We start from the raw sequence: 15365 nt of genomic DNA, 5'->3' as shown, positions 1-15365 counted from the left end.
CGCGCGGCGGCGGTGCGTCAACGCCTAGCAAGCAGTTGCGAATCACTCTCACTGGTTAGGGGGCGGCGCGCGATTTGCCTGCACAGCTTTTCCATCGCCGCTGATAGCCGGACTGGCGGCGGACGGCGCGGGGTGGAGGCTCTGGTAGCAGGCCTGCGCTTCGCCCGACGGGCCGCGGCGCCCCGGCAGCGCCAGCAGCCGCACCACCTCGATGCGCTCGCCGACCGGCAGCACCAGCGTTTGTCCGACATGCACCGCGCATGACGACCGGGTCACCCGCCGCCCGTCGAGCCGGATATGCCCCGCCGCGACCATCGCCTGCGCCAGGCTGCGCGAGCGGGCAAAGCGCAGGAACCAGAGCAGCTTGTCGAGCCGGATGCTGCCCGCGGCGCCGGGGCTGGCCATCAGTCCTTGCGGCTCTCGGCGAGCAAGGCGGCGAGGCCCGCAAACGGGCTGTTCGGCGACGGGCTGCGCCGCGCCGGGCGATCGGGGCGCGGCGGGCGCGGCGCATCGGCACGCGGTTTGTCCGGCGGGCGGCGCTTGCCCTTTGCCGCGGCGATGACCGGCGAGCGCCGGACGTCGCCGTTGGCCGGAGTGCGCGTCGGGGCGTCGGCGCGTTTGACCGGCGGCTTGCGGCGCGGCCGCTTGTCGGCCTTGCGCAGTCCTGACCAGCGCCAGCGTTGCAGCCCCGGTTCGCCGACGCTGCGGAACCCGAAACTGCCCAGCAGCCCGCGCCGTGTTTCGTCGTCCAGCCCGAGCGACGTGGCGAGCGCCGGGTCGATCACAAAGCCCGGCGGCGGCGCGGCGGCGACACCCCCATGATCATCACTGGCGCCTTCGTCGCTTGCACCATCGTGGTGATGATCGCCGCTGCCCGCGATCGGCGCGGTCGGCGGCGCCGATGCCTGCATCCGCGCCGCATGCGCCTGGCGTGCCAGCTTCTCGGCCATGTCGATCCGCAGCCAACCCGACGCACAGCGGCGAAAGCCAGCGATCGTCAGACCGATGTGACTGCCGGTTTTCTGCAACACCGCGCCGTGCGGCGGCAGCGCCGGGATCGGCGTCCCTTGCTGCGCCGCGGTCAGCGCGGCGCGCCAGCGCACCGCCTCGGGCTTCAGCAACACCGGATGAAAAATGTCCAGCGACCCGATCGTCAGGCCCAGCTTGCGCAGTTGCGGCCGCTCGTCGGGCGCGAGTGCGTTCAACTGATCCTCGACAGCGGCGCGGCCGATCGTGCCGCTGTTGTCGGTCAGCGCCGCCAACAGGGCGCGGACGCGCGGCGGGGTGAACAGGTCGCCCGCGGCTTCGCCCATGGCGGCGAGCGGTGCGGCATGGCGCGCCAGCTGCTGCGCGACAAAGCGTTGCAGCCGTTCGGCAATCGCTTGCACCTGATGGGGTTCCAGCCGCCGCAGCGACGGATCGACCAGAATCGATGGCTGGACCAGCGTCGGCCCCTTGGCGAGCGTCGCAATGGGGTGGCCATGCCACGCCAACCGCGGCGCGGCGCCCGGTTCCGCGACCAGCGACAGGGCGCTGTCGTCCCCCTCGGCCAAAGTGGTCGCGCGGCGCGCCAACTCGGCACGCAGATGTTTTTCGGCAGCGGCAAGCAGCATCCGGTGATCGCTCGCTCTGGCCACGGGATCGACCTTGAACTGAAAGCCTTTGAGGGTGCCGATCGCCTCGCCATCGACCGCAACGGTGCCGTCGGGACCGACCGCCACCGGCAGAGCGGCGCCGCGCTGCCCCGCATCGCGCAGCAGCAACGCCAGCCGCCGGTCGACGAACCGCTGCGCCAGCGCCGCGTGGAGCGCGTCGGACAGTCGGGATTCGAGCGCCTGCGTCTGCTCGGTCCACCCCGCCGCGCCCGCGATCCAGTCACCGCGCTGGGCGATGAAGCACAGGGTGCGCACCGCCGCGATCCGGCTCGCCAGCTGGTCGATGTCGCCCTCGACATCGTTCAGTTTCGCCAGCCGCCGCGCGAACCAGTCGGGGTCGATCATCCCGTCGCCGCTGGTCCGCCATTGCCACAATTTGAAGATTGTCCGGCTGTGATGTTCGGCGCCCAATTGTTCGAAATCGGGCAGGCCGCAAATGTCCCACAATCGCTGCACGGCGTCGAAATCGCCGCCGCGCGCGCGCACCTCCATGTCACCGGCCAGATGCTTGAGCACTGCGATGTCGACCGCTTCGGGGGCGGGGCGCAGCACCGGCTGGGTCGGCGGCTGCGCCAGATCGGACAGCAGCTGGTCGAGCGAGCCGAAGCCGGGGATTGGATTGCGCCAGAACAGGCTGGGCAGCGGCGGGAAATGATGCCCCTCGATCGCCGCCACTTCCTCGGGGGTAAAACCGCCCTGCGGCAGGCCGATGGTGCCGAAACTGCCGTCCTGCTGGTGCCGCCCGGCCCGCCCGGCGATCTGCGCCATTTCGGCGATCGTCAGGCGGCGGAGGCGGCGCCCGTCGAATTTCTGCAAGCTGGCAAAGGCGACATGCTGGACGTCGAGGTTCAATCCCATGCCGATCGCGTCGGTGGCGACGAGATAATCGACCTCGCCCGCCTCGAACATCGCGACCTGCGAGTTGCGCGTCTTGGGGCTGAGCGCGCCCATCACCACCGCAGCGCCGCCCGAAAAGCGACGCAGCATTTCGGCGATCGCATAAACTTCCTCGGCCGAAAAGGCGACGATTGCCGAGCGTTTGGGCAAGCGCGAAAGTTTCGACGTCCCGGCATAGCTCAGGGTCGAAAAGCGCGGCCGGGTGATGATGTCCGCTTCGGGAACGAGATTTTTCACCAGCCCGCGGATGCTCGCCGACCCCAGGATCATCGTCTCGTCGCGGCCGCGCGCGCGGAGCAGGCGGTCGGTAAAGACATGGCCGCGTTCGGGATCGGCGCCGAGCTGCGCTTCGTCGATGCCGACAAAGGCAACGTCGCGCTCGATCGGCAGCGCTTCCATCGTGCCGAGCAGATAGCGGGCGTCGGGCGGGATGATCCGCTCCTCGCCGGTCACCAGCGCAACCTGCGCGGCGCCCTTGATCGCCACGACCCGGTCATACACTTCGCGCGCCAGAAGCCGCAGCGGAAAGCCGATCATGCCGCTCGAATGGGCGGTCAGGCGCTCGACCGCCAAATGGGTTTTGCCGGTGTTGGTGGGGCCAAGGACAGCCTTGACCGGCTGGGAAGAGGATGACGTCATTTTCTTGGGGTCCAAGCTGGCATGGCCGCGGTCGCCGCGCAACAGGCGATCGTCGAACCGCGCCGCCGCGGCCGATTTTTCCGTCGGTGTTGCATCATGTCCCGCCCCCGCCACGATTGGCCGCAACCGGCTGCGGCAAAACCGCCATTAAATTGACTTTAACGACCTTTCTTTACAGACACGCTTTGGAAAACATCATTCGATGGCCGGGTAAGGGAGGTCCGTCGAGCGGGGGTTGCACTTTGTTTCAGCGTCACGAACCCATTGCGGGGATGTCCGGCAACGCCGCCGCCCTCACGATGTCGCAAGCGATCCCGCTGCCGCGGCGCGATGTCGATTCGGACGCGCTTGGCTGGCGCGACCGGCTGGCCGGGCTTGATCTCGTCCCCGACCTTGGCGACAATATCGGCTCGGCCGAATGGTGGCGCGGGCTGGCGACCTTGACCCTTCTGTGCGGCACCGCGATCGCCAGTTTCCCCGGAATTCAGCCACTTGCCGTCGGGGGTGCCCCGGCGCTCGATGCTGCCGACTTCAACGAAGCGCGCGCCCAGATGATCGTGCCGCTGGCGCTCGGCGGCGACACCGGGCGGCATATGGCGGCGACCGATGCGGTCCGCCCGCTCACCCAGACCCCCGAACGGCCGCAGATCGAACTCACCGCGACGCTGGGCAGTGGCGACAGCTTTGCCCGCCTGCTCGAACGCTCGGGCGTCGGCGGCGGCGAGGCGCAGGCGCTGGCGAATCAGGTGGCGGCCGCGGTGCCGCTGGCCGACATCGCGCCGGGGACGCGCATCGACCTGATTCTCGGTCGCCGCGCCGCGCGCACGATGCCGCGCCCGGTCGAGGCGCTGGCGATGCGCGCCCGCTTTGACCTGCGGATCGAAATGGAGCGCGAGGGTGACCGGCTGGTGATGCGGCGCATCCCGATCGCGGTCGACACCACCCCGCTGCGTATCCGCGGCCGGGTCGGCGACAGCCTGTATCGCTCGGCCCGTGCCGCCGGGGCGCCCGCGACGGCGATCCAGTCCTATCTGCGCGTCATCGGCCGCCAGATTTCGGTCGGCAGCGATATTCGCGCCAGCGACGAATATGACATCATCGTCGACTACCGCCGCGCCGAAACCGGTGAAAGCGAGACCGGCAAGCTGCTCTACGCCGGGCTGGTGCGCGGCGGCAAAGCCAAGCTGTCGATGGTCGAATGGACTGTCGATGGCCGCGCTCAATGGTTCGAGGCGTCGGGCGTCGGGCAGCAGCGCGGCGGCATGGCGCGTCCGACCAACGGCCGCGTGACTTCGACCTTCGGGATGCGCCGTCACCCGATTCTCGGCTATAAACGGATGCACAGCGGCATGGATTTCGGCGGCGGTTATGGCGCGCCCATCTATGCGGTCACCGACGGCGTCGTGACGATCGCCGGGCGCCACGGCGGCTATGGCAATTTCGTCAAGCTCAACCACGGCAACGGCCTCGGCACCGGCTATGGCCATATGAGCCGCATCGCGGTGCGACCGGGCCAGCGGGTGGGTCGCGGCCAGGTGATCGGCTATATCGGCTCGACCGGCCTGTCGACCGGCCCGCACCTGCATTACGAACTCTATCGCAACGGCCGCGCGGTGAATCCGTCGTCGGTGACCTTCGTCACCCGCGCTTTGCTCGAAGGCAAAGCGCTCGCCGATTTCCGCGCCCGCATTCGGGCGTTGACCGCGGTGGCGCCCGGCGCCGCGCTGACCCCGATCGCACCAAAGCAGGTTGAAGGACCGAAGCTCGGTAGCCTTGCTGACGTGGCGTCGAAGCGGGCTGAGGGCGGGATTTAACCCCTCGAGCAAACAACATCTGATTCCGTTCGTGTCGAGCGAAGTCGAGACACCCATCGACGCAATGCAAGATTGATGGGTGTCTCGACTTCGCTCGACACGAACGGTGTTTAGCGTTCCTTGAAATCCGCCAATATCCATTTGCCCCGCGCCCGCACCCCGCTATGCACGCCGCATGACCCACGCCGCTTTCCCCGATCTTCGCCTCCGCCGCACCCGTCGCACCGGCTGGAGCCGTGCCATGGTGCGCGAAACGACGCTGGGGCCGTCGAACCTGATCTGGCCGCTGTTCGTGTGCGACGGCGCGCAAAGCGAGGAACCGATCACCAGCCTGCCGGGGGTGTCGCGCTGGTCGGTTGACCGGCTTGTCGATCGCGCCCGCGATGCGGTTGCCGCAGGTATCCCGTGCCTCGCGCTGTTCCCCTATACCCAGCCGGGCCGCCGCAGCGCCGATGGCGGTGAGGCGCTCAATCCCGACAATCTGATGTGCCGCGCCACCGCCGCGATCAAGCAGGCGCTGGGCGACGACATCGGGGTGCTCACCGATGTGGCGCTCGACCCCTATACCAGCCATGGGCAGGACGGGCTGATCGACGACACAGGCTATGTCCTCAATGACGAAACGGTCGAGGTGCTGGTCGGACAGGCGCTGAATCAGGCGCGCGCCGGTGCCGACATCATCGCGCCCAGCGACATGATGGACGGGCGCATCGGCGCGATCCGACAGGCGCTGGAGGCCGAAGGGTTCGGCCATGTCCAGATCATGAGCTACGCCGCCAAATATGCCTCGGCCTTTTATGGCCCGTTCCGCGACGCGGTGGGCTCGCGCGGGCTGCTTCAGGGCGACAAGAAAACCTATCAGATGGACCCCGCCAACGCTGAAGAGGCGCTGCGCGAGGTCGCGCAGGATCTGGCCGAGGGCGCCGACAGCGTGATGGTGAAGCCCGGGCTGCCCTATCTCGACATCGTTGCGGCGGTGAAGGCGAACTTTGCGGTGCCGGTCTATGCGTATCAGGTGTCGGGCGAATATGCGATGATCGAGGCGGCTGCGGCGGCGGGTGCGGGCGACCGTGACGCGCTGGTGCTCGAAACCCTGCTGGCGTTCCGCCGCGCCGGGGCGTCAGGGGTGTTGACCTATCATGCGCTCGACGCCGCGCGGCTATTGAACAAATAATCGAATAAGGGGTGGGCTTGTTATGACTGCGTTACCGCGGCGCTGGCTGTTCGTGCTGACCATATTGGTCGGCAGCTTCCTTCTCTTTCAGGTGCAACCGATGGTGGCGCGGATGGTGCTGCCGAAGCTCGGCGGCGCTCCGGCGGTGTGGAACAGCGCGATGCTGGTCTATCAGGCGCTGCTGCTCGGCGGCTATGCCTATGCCCATTGGCTTGGCCGCTTTACGGTGCGGCGCCAGGCGATCATCCACGTCGCGCTGTTCCTGGTCGCCGCGCTGTGGCTGCCGATCGGGATTGCCCAGATCGCGCCGCCCGGGCCGGGGCAAGAGGCGTTGTGGGTGCCGCTGTTGTTGCTGGCGTCGATCGGCCCGGTGTTCTTCATGGTGTCGGCGCAGGCGCCGCTGATGCAGCGCTGGTTTGCCGCCGACGCCCGCGCGGGTGACCCCTATTATCTCTACGCCGCATCGAATCTCGGCAGTTTTGCCGGACTGATCAGCTATCCGGCGCTCGTCGAACCGGCGTTGCCGCTGGCGGCGCAAAGCTGGGGCTGGACCGCGGGATATGCCCTGCTCGTCGTGCTGGTCGCGGCCAGCGCCGCGGCGCGCTGGCACGGGCGAGCGGACGTGGTGGGCGATGCCGCGGGGGCTGTGGAGCCGCGGCCCACGCTGCGGCGCCAGCTCCACTGGCTGTTCATCGCGGCAGTGCCATCGGGCCTGATGCTGTCGACGACCACGCATCTGACCACCGATATTGTTGCGATGCCGCTGCTCTGGGTGCTACCGCTCGGGCTCTATCTGCTCAGCTTCGTGATCGCCTTTTCGACGATGGACCGGCTGACCGAGATTATCACCTTCATTGCCCCGGCGGTGCTGCTCGCGGTTGGCGGGCTCGGCCTGCTCAGTTCGGGCGGTGGGTCGATGATGATCGCGCTGGCCAGCCTGGCGATGCTGTTTGTCGTGGCGACCGCATTGCACGGCTATCTGTATCACCTGCGCCCGGCGACGCAGCATCTGACGCTGTTTTATCTGGTGATGTCGGCGGGCGGCGTGCTCGGCGGACTGTTCGCGGCGCTGTTTGCGCCGCTGCTGTTCGACTGGGTGTACGAACATCCGTTGCTGATTCTTGCCGCAGCGGCGCTGCTGCCGCTTCCGGCGCTGCTGCCGTGGAACCAGTGGTTGCGCCTGTCCGCGCCGCGCGCGCGGATCGTCGCGGCGGCGCTGGTCGCGATCGCGGCGTTCGCCTGCTGGCGGATGGTCCGCGACTGGGGCGGTGTGCTCGAAGGATCGACGGCGGCCTGGGGCGTCGCGCTGTTTGCCGTCGGGCTGTTGGTGATCGGCTGGCGCTGGGCCTTTGTGACCGTGCTGGGCCTGCTGATGATCGGCGTCGGCGGCTGGGACACCGTGCAGGAAAGTTTTACCGGCGCGCGGGTCCGCAGCTATTTTGGCGTCTACACCGTCACCGACTATCCCGCGCAACGCCAGCGCCGCCTGGCGCACGGCACGACGCTGCACGGGTTGCAGCGCACCGACCCGGCGCATCGCCGCGAACCGACGACCTATTATGGCCCCAAATCGGGGGTCGGCCTGACGCTGAGCCAGGCCGAGGCGCTGGCGGGACCCGCCGCGTCGGTCGGCATCGTCGGGCTGGGGGCGGGGACGCTCGCCTGCTATCGGCGGCCGGGCCAGCAATGGACGATTTTCGAGATCGATCCGGTGATGGTCGATATTGCCCGCGATCCCACCAAATTCACCTTCCTGTCCGATTGTGCCGGCGACAGCCCGATCGTCATCGGCGATGCGCGACTGAAAATCGCCGAGCAGCCCGCGGCCCAGTTCGACATCTTGGTCATCGACGCCTTTTCGTCCGACGCGATCCCGCTGCACCTGCTGACCAGCGAAGCGATCGGCATCTACAAACGCGCTCTGAAACCGGGCGGCGTGCTGCTGATCCATATCTCGAACCGCTTTTTCGGGCTGGAACCGGTGCTGGCCGAGGAAGCGCGCGCGCGCGGCTGGTCCAGCGCGATCCGGATGGATCCCGGCCCGGCGGGCGACGAATATGGCGACCTGACGGGGTCGAACTGGGTCGCACTGACCGCGACGCCGCAGCGGATGCAGCAGCTGACCGGCGGCCTTCGTCCGCGCGGCGACGCGGCAAAGGATGGCGCCTGGGTGCCGCTGGCCGCGCGCGCCGGGTTCGAACGCTGGACCGACGATTATGCCTCAACGCTGCCGGTACTCATGTGGGGCAGCCTGATCGGGAAACATGACGAATGACCTACCGCGACGTGAGCATCATCAGCATCAATGGCAAGACGCCGCAGATCGACCCGAGCGCCTTCATCGCGCCGGGGTGCCGGATCATCGGCGACGTGACGATCGGGCCCGACGTCAGCATCTGGTATAATTGCGTGCTGCGCGCCGACGTCAGCTGCATCGTTATCGGCGCACGATCGAACATCCAGGACGGCAGTATCGTCCATTGCGACGGCCCGATGCCGCATCGCCCCGACGGCTTTCCGACGATCGTGGGCGAAGATGTGCTGATTGGCCATATGGCGATGGTCCACGGCTCCACCCTCGCCGACCGCGCGTTCGTCGGGCTGAAGGCGACGGTGATGAACGGATGCCGGATCGGCAGCGACGCGATGCTGGCGGCCGGGGCGCTTTTGACCGAGAACAAGGAAATACCGGACCGTGAGCTGTGGGCCGGCGCTCCGGCGCGGCGGGTGCGCGAGATCGACGACGCGCAGGCCGCGGGCATGCAGATGGGGGTCGCGCACTATGTGATGAACGGCCGGATGCACAAGGCGGCGTTGGAGGACTGAAACGAAACCCCTCCCGCAAGCGGGAGGGGAGACGACGACCTCAGCTGAAGTTCACCATCGCATACAGCATCGGGATCGACAGCAGGGTGTTGGTCCGCGAAAAAATCATCGCGGTCTTGGCAGCCTTGGCTTTGGTCGCATCGTCGGCTTCGACGATACCCAGCGCCTTTTTCTGGTTCGGCCAGATCACGAACCACACGTTGAACGCCATGATCAGCCCCAGCCACATGCCGACGCCGATCAGCTTGTAGGGATCCTGCAAGCCCAACGCGGGGACCAGATATTTGGCGTGGCCGGCGATCGCGACGCCCAGCAGCACGGTGATCAACGCCGCCCAGCGGAACCAGAACAACGCGGCGGGGGCGATATGCTTGCCGACGGCGGGTTTCAGTTCGGCCGGGATTTTCGGCATCGTCGGAATCTGGACGAAGTTGAAATAATAGAGCAGGCCGATCCACAGCACGCCGAAAAAGGTGTGCAGCCAGCGCATGACCGCGTTGGTGGCGGCGATGCCGTCCTCGAAATTCTGGCCGTTCAGGCCCAGCATCAGGATGATCGCGAGCACCAGCCCCGCACCCAGCACGGCGTGCAGATTGCCGAAAAATTTGTCCATTGCAGTTTCCCCCTGTTTTACCGGCACGGGACGCGACCCGCTGCCGAACGGCATCGCTATGCCAGCGTCGGGGGCCGGACTCAACTTTTGTCGGTGGCGTCCTCGGGGACGGTGAGGCCGTGCTTCAGCATCACCGGCACCTGGCTGAACGTAAACAGGAACGACAGGGCGGTGACGCCCCACACCTTGATGGTCAGCCACAGGTCGAAACTCATCTGTTTCGCCTGGATCATCTCGTACATCACATGGTTGGCGATACCGAGCGCGCCGAAAAACAGCCCCCAGTTGCGCGACAAGAGCAGCCAGCCGCGGTCGGTCAAACCCTCCAGCGCCGATTGCAACAGATATTTCAGCATCGGCTTGCCGAACCACCAACCGCCGAGCAGCAGCACCGAAAAGGCGGCATAGATGATCGTCGGCTTCATCACGATGAAACGCTCGTCGTGGAACCAGATGGTCAGCGCGCCGAAGCCGATGACGAGGATGCTCGACATCCACAGCATCGGTGAAATCTTGCCGAGTTTCCATTTCGACACTGCCATCGCGATGACGATGGCGACCATGAAGGCGATAGTGCCCTTGATCGCGGCGGCGGTTGCGGCGAACGCGCCCTCGCCGCCCGAGAAAAATTTATAGGCGATGAAGAAAACGAGCAGCGGCCCGAAATCGATCACGAAGTTCAGCCACCCATGTTTGGCGGGCGGCGCGGCCGGAATTGCTTCGGGACCGGTCGGCGGCACGTCGATGGGGGAGGCGGTCATCGGATATTCCCTGCGATAATGGCGGCGATCTCGTCGGCGTCGAATGGACGAAGATCCTCGATGGTTTCACCGATGCCGATCGCATGGATGGGAAGGGCGTGGCGTTCGGCCGCGGCGACCAACACCCCGCCGCGGGCGGTGCCGTCGAGCTTGGTCATCACGAGGCCCGTGACTCCGGCAACCTCGCGGAACACGTCGATCTGCGCCAGTGCATTTTGCCCCGTCGTCGCGTCGAGCACCAGCACGACGTCGTGCGGTGCGGCGGGATTGAGGCGGCCGAGCACACGCTTGATCTTGGCGAGTTCGTCCATCAACTCACGCTTGTTCTGCAGCCGCCCGGCGGTGTCGACGATCAGCACGTCGATGCCGGTCGCGGTTGCCTGTTTCACCGCGTCGAACACGATGCCCGCGCTGTCGCCGCCTTCGGGTCCGGCCATGATCGGCACGCCCAGCCGTTCGGCCCAGACCTTCAATTGGCCGATCGCGGCGGCGCGAAACGTATCGCCCGCGACCAGCATCACGCCATAATCCTGTTCCTGGAACAGATGCGCCAGCTTGGCGATCGTCGTGGTCTTGCCCGACCCGTTGACCCCGATCACCAAAATCACCTGCGGGCGCGGAAAGGCGTCGATGTCGAGCGGCTCGGCCACCGGGCGCAGCACTGCGGCGATTTCTTCGGCGACGATCTTGCGCAGTTCCTCGACGCCGCCCGCCACCGCATCGCGCCGCGAGGCCAGCCGTTCGCGGATGCGGCCCGCCATTGCCGGGCCCAAGTCGGCGGTGATCAGCGCTTCCTCGATCCGGTCGAGATCGTCTTCGTCGAGCCGCGCCTTGCCGGTCAGCCCGGCGAGGTTCTCGCCCAGCCGTTCGGACGTGCGCTTGAAACCGCCGAGCAGCCGTTCGCTCCAGCTTTGTCCGCTCATGCGGCGATGTCCTCTATCATGGGGGTGGCGATCATGCGGTCTCCGTCGCGCGCGGCCATCCGCGCGGCGATGATGGTACCCGGCGCGGCGGGCGCGGTCAGGCGGATGGCGGCAAAATTTTCGGCATGGCCGGTCAGCCCGTCGCGCTCGACCAGCATCGATGCGGAGACACCGATCTGGCGGTCGAGCCAGTTGTGGCGCCGCCGCGCATTGGCCTCGCGCAGCGTTGCGGCGCGTTCGCGCGCGATGGTGCGCTCGACCTGCGGCATCCGCGCCGCGGCGGTTCCGGCGCGCGGGCTGTAAGGAAAGATATGGCCAAAGACGATGTCGCAATCGTCGATCAGCGCCAGCGAACCCGCAAACATCGCGTCATCTTCGGTCGGAAAACCCGCGATCAGGTCGGCGCCGATCGCAATCTCGGGTCGCGCCGCTTTGAGCCGCGCCACAAGCGCGACAACATCGGCGCGGCGATGGCGGCGCTTCATCCGCGTCAGCACCATGTCGTCGCCGGCCTGCAACGACAGGTGAACATGCGGCATGATGCGCGCTTCCTGTGTCAGCAGCGCGAACAGATGGTCGTCGATGCGGTTCGGGTCGAGCGAGGAGAGGCGCAGTCGGGCAAGGTCGGGCAGCGCGAGCAGCGCTTCGACCAGCGTCGCAAGCGTGGTGCCGCTGTCATCGCCATAACTCGCCAGATCGACCCCGGTCAGGATGATTTCGCGCTGACCGCGATCGAGCGCGGTGCGCGCTGCATCGACCACTGCGGCAACCGTCGCCGACCGCGCCGTCCCGCGCGCCATGACCGTCGCGCAGAAGGTGCAACTATGCGAGCAACCGGTCTGCACACCCAGAAAGGCGCGCGCGTGGTCGGCGCCGGAGAGGGCGGGGGTATAGGGAGAAGAAGCACGGCCGTTGGCGCCCCGCGCCCTCTTCGACTCCGGCAAGCTAAGCGCAAACGGTTGAGAGATTGAACCGTCTTCAAATTCCGTTCGTGCTGAGCTTGTCGAAGCACCGACCTTGTCTTGATAACTTCCAGTCAACCCCTTTGCATCATTGCGCACCACCCGCGCGCCCATGCCTGCAAACCGCGCGGCCTCGAGCTCCGCCGCGCACCCGGTCACGACCACATCCGCCCCCGGCCGCTCACGCAGCGCGCGCCGCACCGCCTGCCGCGCCTGCCGCACCGCTTCGTCGGTCACTGCGCAGCTGTTGAAGATGATGGTATCGCGTGCTCCCGCTTCGACCGCCGCGGCGCGGATCGCTTCACCCTCGGCGATATTCAGCCGACATCCGAAATTGACGACTTCGGGGCCGTCCATCATTTTGACGCTCATCCGAACTGTGCCCAGTCGGTCTCGCCCTCATACACCCGCGTCGCGGCGCCGCTCATCACGATCGGCTCGCCCGGCGCCCAGCGGATGATCAGGTCGCCGCCGGGCAGCGCGACGGTGACCGGCGACTGCACCAGCCCCGCGCGGATCGCCGCGACCGCAGTCGCGCAGGCGCCGGTGCCGCACGCTTGCGTCAATCCGACGCCGCGCTCCCACACGCGCAGTTGCAATTGGTTGTCGCCGTCCAGGCTCGCGACATTGACGTTGACGCGTTCGGGGAACAGCGGGTCGGTCTCGATCCGCGGGCCAAGCGCGTCAAGCGCGACCGCATCGGCCTCGGGCACAAAAAATACGATGTGCGGATTGCCGACGTTGACGGCCGCGCCATGTTCCAGCTCGTCCCACGCGACCGGCATGTCGCGGGTGTCCATCGGCATCGCCAGCGGAATATGCTCCCAGTCGAACGACGGCTCGCCCAGTACGACTTCGGCGCCGCCGTCGGCCGGGGTGACGCGCAGCATCCCACCCAGCGTTTCGATCACCGCGGCCCGCCCGATCAGGGTTGCGACACAGCGCGTCGCATTGCCGCACGCCTCGACCTCGCTGCCGTCGGCGTTGAAAATCCGCATCCGCACATCCGCCTTGGTCGATGTCTCGAGCAGGATCAGCTGATCGCAGCCGATGCCATGCCGCCGGTCGGCGATGGCGTGGGCGCGCGCGGGCGTCATCTCGACTGCGTTTGTGCGCGCGTCGATGACGACGAAGTCGTTGCCCAGCCCATGCATCTTGGTGAAGCGGTCCGCCATAGTCCGCGCATGTAAGGGCGCAGGGCGGGGAAGTCTAGCGAGCCATATGGACCTTCCCCCTTGATGGGGGAAGGATATGGAGCCTTATCGCGCAGCGATTAGGCGGAGTTGGATGGGGGTGATGGTGCGTTCTTGCACCGCTGTTTCAGGGCGCGAGCGCACCCCTACCGCTGCGACTAAGCCAGCGAGCTGGCAAGTCTCGCTCCTCCCCCATCAAGGGGGAGGGAAGAAGTTTACGCCGTTTTGCGCAGCGGTTCTGCGCCCTCGGTGTCCGAACCCGTATCCGGACTTGTCGGCGGCACCATTGGCGCACGGAGCAACCCACGGTCGGCGAGTAGGCGTTCGGTGTCGGCGGCGGATGCGGCGCGGCCGAAATACCAGCCCTGACCCTTGGCACAGCCCAGCCGGGTCAGTTCGATCGCGGTCGCCTCGTCCTCGACGCCTTCGGCGGTGATCGGCATCGCCAGGCTTTCGCCCAGTCGCACGATCGCCACGACGATGGCCTGGGCATCGGGGCTGCCGCGCATTGCGGCGACGAAGCTGCGGTCGATCTTGATCCGGTCGAACGGCAACGCGCGCAGGTGCGACAGCGAGGAATAGCCGGTCCCGAAATCGTCGAGGCTCAGCGACACGCCTTGGTTCTTCAAACTGGTGACGATCGAACGGACGAGCGGCAGATTTTCGAACAACGAGCTTTCGGTAATCTCGACCTCAAGCTGGTTGGCCGGGAAACCGACTTCGACGAGCAGCTTGGTCAGCTTCTGGCTGAACCACGGGTCCTTCAACTGCTGCGGCGAGATATTCACCGCGAGCAGGATCGACGGATCCCAGCGCTTGGCAATCTCCATCGCGGCCCGGATGACCTGCAACGACAATTCGCCGATCAGCCCGCTTTCCTCGGCCACCGGGATGAAACGTTCGGGCGGGATCATGCCATATTCGGGCGATTCCCAGCGCATCAGCATTTCAAAGCCGACCAGCCGACCCGTGGCGATGTCCACCTGTGGTTCGAAATGCGGCACGAATTCCCCGCGCGGCATGCCTTCCCGAATGCCGGTTTCGATCTGGTTGCGGACCTGGACCGCCATTTCCATGCCGGGTTCGAACCAGCAGAAGCGGTTCCGCCCTTCGTCCTTGCAATGATACATCGCGATGTCGGCCTGCCGGACCATCGTTTCCATGGTCACGCTGGCATCGTCGGCGAGCGCGATGCCCAGCGATGCGCCGATGCGGATTTGCTGGCCGTCGTGGGTGATCGAATTTTCCAGCGCCGCGACCAGCTCGGCGGCAAGCGCGTCGATATCGGCATGCGCTGCGGGCTCGAACGCCAGCATCGCGACAAATTCGTCGCCGCCCAGCCGCGCTTTGGTCGCATTGGGCGGCAGGATCGCCGAAATGCGCTCGGCGGCGACCTGGAGCACGCGGTCGCCCGCGGCGTGGCCATGGATGTCGTTGACGGTCTTGAAATGGTCGAGGTCGAGCAGGAACAGCGCGACCTGGCGCTGGTTGGCGACCGCATCGGCGACCTGTTGCTGCCCCGTGGCCAGCAGGGACCGGCGATTGAGGAAGCCGGTAAGCGGATCGGTATCGGCCAGATAGCGGGCGCGCTGCTCGGCCTCGGTCCGCTCGCGGATTTCGCGGTTCAGGTCTTCGTAACGACGCCAGCCGAACAGGATCAGCGCGACGTTGAGCACCATCGCCGCGGCCAGCGCGCGGTCTGGGCCGCCGCCGATGCCGATCAGCGTGTGGACGACTGCTTGCAGGACGGTACTGCCGGTGCCGACGAACAACAGGATCGCCGCGACGACGATACCGCCGGCGACGATGTCGCGCTTGGCGCTCTCGCTGCGATCGGGTTGCTTCGGCGTTGCCATCATATGAATTTTCCCCACCATCGCCGCCTTAATGCACGCAAAGCGGTGAAAT

Annotated in this window: 12 protein-coding genes; 4 read left to right on the top strand and 8 right to left on the bottom strand. The window is 66.8% G+C overall.

The genetic code is table 11. From position 1 onward, the window contains the following. Nucleotides 1–48: 48 nt before the first annotated feature. Together J2X44_RS16455 and J2X44_RS16450 are read right to left on the bottom strand one after the other, a co-directional pair. Nucleotides 49–405, bottom strand: a complete 357-nt coding sequence (locus J2X44_RS16455) for an RNA-binding S4 domain-containing protein (RefSeq protein WP_310086457.1) — start codon at nucleotides 403–405, stop codon at nucleotides 49–51. Beyond that, entirely contained in the window at nucleotides 405–3191 is a 2787-nt protein-coding gene (locus J2X44_RS16450) for a helicase-related protein (protein WP_310087099.1), read from the bottom strand. The genes J2X44_RS16455 and J2X44_RS16450 overlap by 1 nt, the downstream gene beginning before the upstream one ends. A 299-nt stretch (nucleotides 3192–3490) precedes the next feature. Between J2X44_RS16450 and J2X44_RS16445 the strand changes: the two genes are divergently transcribed. The 4 genes from J2X44_RS16445 to J2X44_RS16430 all read left to right on the top strand — a co-directional run bounded on the left by J2X44_RS16445 (nucleotide 3491) and on the right by J2X44_RS16430 (nucleotide 9005). Continuing rightward, the gene (locus tag J2X44_RS16445; RefSeq protein ID WP_310086455.1) at nucleotides 3491–5005 is read left to right on the top strand and encodes a M23 family metallopeptidase; all 1515 of its coding nucleotides are present in this window, start codon (nucleotides 3491–3493) and stop codon (nucleotides 5003–5005) included. Between the two features lie 175 nt (nucleotides 5006–5180). After that, the gene (hemB, locus tag J2X44_RS16440; RefSeq protein WP_310086453.1) at nucleotides 5181–6179 is read left to right on the top strand and encodes a porphobilinogen synthase; all 999 of its coding nucleotides are present in this window, start codon (nucleotides 5181–5183) and stop codon (nucleotides 6177–6179) included. 22 nt (nucleotides 6180–6201) lie between these two features. Continuing rightward, nucleotides 6202–8454 (top strand): fused MFS/spermidine synthase, encoded by a 2253-nt coding sequence (locus J2X44_RS16435; RefSeq protein ID WP_310086451.1) that lies wholly within the window; start codon nucleotides 6202–6204, stop codon nucleotides 8452–8454. Further along, nucleotides 8451–9005, top strand: a complete 555-nt coding sequence (locus J2X44_RS16430; protein WP_310086449.1) for a gamma carbonic anhydrase family protein — start codon at nucleotides 8451–8453, stop codon at nucleotides 9003–9005. Before J2X44_RS16435 ends, J2X44_RS16430 begins: the two co-directional genes overlap by 4 nt. 40 nt (nucleotides 9006–9045) lie before the next feature. Here J2X44_RS16430 and J2X44_RS16425 read toward each other — a convergent pair whose 3' ends face one another. The 6 genes from J2X44_RS16425 to J2X44_RS16400 all read right to left on the bottom strand — a co-directional run bounded on the left by J2X44_RS16425 (nucleotide 9046) and on the right by J2X44_RS16400 (nucleotide 15316). Then, nucleotides 9046–9618: a urate hydroxylase PuuD gene (locus J2X44_RS16425; protein ID WP_310086446.1), complete on the bottom strand. Its 573-nt coding sequence runs from the start codon at nucleotides 9616–9618 to the stop codon at nucleotides 9046–9048. An 80-nt stretch (nucleotides 9619–9698) separates the two neighbouring features. Next, nucleotides 9699–10379, bottom strand: coding sequence for an inner membrane-spanning protein YciB (locus J2X44_RS16420; RefSeq protein ID WP_310086442.1), 681 nt, complete (start codon nucleotides 10377–10379; stop codon nucleotides 9699–9701). Further along, nucleotides 10376–11302, bottom strand: coding sequence for a signal recognition particle-docking protein FtsY (ftsY, locus tag J2X44_RS16415; protein ID WP_310086440.1), 927 nt, complete (start codon nucleotides 11300–11302; stop codon nucleotides 10376–10378). The genes J2X44_RS16420 and ftsY overlap by 4 nt, the downstream gene beginning before the upstream one ends. Then, a complete protein-coding gene (mtaB, locus tag J2X44_RS16410; RefSeq protein WP_310086437.1) occupies nucleotides 11299–12636 on the bottom strand; it encodes a tRNA (N(6)-L-threonylcarbamoyladenosine(37)-C(2))-methylthiotransferase MtaB in 1338 nt (445 codons plus the stop codon). The genes ftsY and mtaB overlap by 4 nt, the downstream gene beginning before the upstream one ends. Next, on the bottom strand, nucleotides 12633–13439 hold the full coding sequence (gene dapF / locus J2X44_RS16405; protein ID WP_310086434.1) for a diaminopimelate epimerase: 807 nt from the start codon (nucleotides 13437–13439) through the stop codon (nucleotides 12633–12635). The genes mtaB and dapF overlap by 4 nt, the downstream gene beginning before the upstream one ends. Nucleotides 13440–13672: 233 nt before the next feature. After that, the gene (locus J2X44_RS16400; protein WP_310086432.1) at nucleotides 13673–15316 is read right to left on the bottom strand and encodes an EAL domain-containing protein; all 1644 of its coding nucleotides are present in this window, start codon (nucleotides 15314–15316) and stop codon (nucleotides 13673–13675) included. Nucleotides 15317–15365: the final 49 nt, after the last annotated feature.

It is taken from the genome of Sphingopyxis sp. BE259 (assembly GCF_031457495.1).
Lineage (GTDB): Bacteria > Pseudomonadota > Alphaproteobacteria > Sphingomonadales > Sphingomonadaceae > Sphingopyxis.
Note: the sequence above shows the minus strand (reverse complement) of the source record. Positions and strands in the feature narration are given on the sequence as shown.

Bases quoted from the DNA above. Each gene is read 5' to 3' on its own strand.
- J2X44_RS16445 (WP_310086455.1), top strand. From the start codon at position 3,491: ATGTCGCAAGCGATCCCGCTGCCGCGGCGCGATGTCGATTCGGACGCG.
- J2X44_RS16455 (WP_310086457.1), bottom strand. From the start codon at position 405: ATGGCCAGCCCCGGCGCCGCGGGCAGCATCCGGCTCGACAAGCTGCTC.
- J2X44_RS16435 (WP_310086451.1), top strand. From the start codon at position 6,202: ATGACTGCGTTACCGCGGCGCTGGCTGTTCGTGCTGACCATATTGGTC.
- J2X44_RS16420 (WP_310086442.1), bottom strand. From the start codon at position 10,379: ATGACCGCCTCCCCCATCGACGTGCCGCCGACCGGTCCCGAAGCAATT.
- mtaB (WP_310086437.1), bottom strand. From the start codon at position 12,636: ATGAGCGTCAAAATGATGGACGGCCCCGAAGTCGTCAATTTCGGATGT.
- J2X44_RS16425 (WP_310086446.1), bottom strand. From the start codon at position 9,618: ATGGACAAATTTTTCGGCAATCTGCACGCCGTGCTGGGTGCGGGGCTG.
- J2X44_RS16430 (WP_310086449.1), top strand. From the start codon at position 8,451: ATGACCTACCGCGACGTGAGCATCATCAGCATCAATGGCAAGACGCCG.
- ftsY (WP_310086440.1), bottom strand. From the start codon at position 11,302: ATGAGCGGACAAAGCTGGAGCGAACGGCTGCTCGGCGGTTTCAAGCGC.
- J2X44_RS16400 (WP_310086432.1), bottom strand. From the start codon at position 15,316: ATGATGGCAACGCCGAAGCAACCCGATCGCAGCGAGAGCGCCAAGCGC.
- dapF (WP_310086434.1), bottom strand. From the start codon at position 13,439: ATGGCGGACCGCTTCACCAAGATGCATGGGCTGGGCAACGACTTCGTC.
- hemB (WP_310086453.1), top strand. From the start codon at position 5,181: ATGACCCACGCCGCTTTCCCCGATCTTCGCCTCCGCCGCACCCGTCGC.
- J2X44_RS16450 (WP_310087099.1), bottom strand. From the start codon at position 3,191: ATGACGTCATCCTCTTCCCAGCCGGTCAAGGCTGTCCTTGGCCCCACC.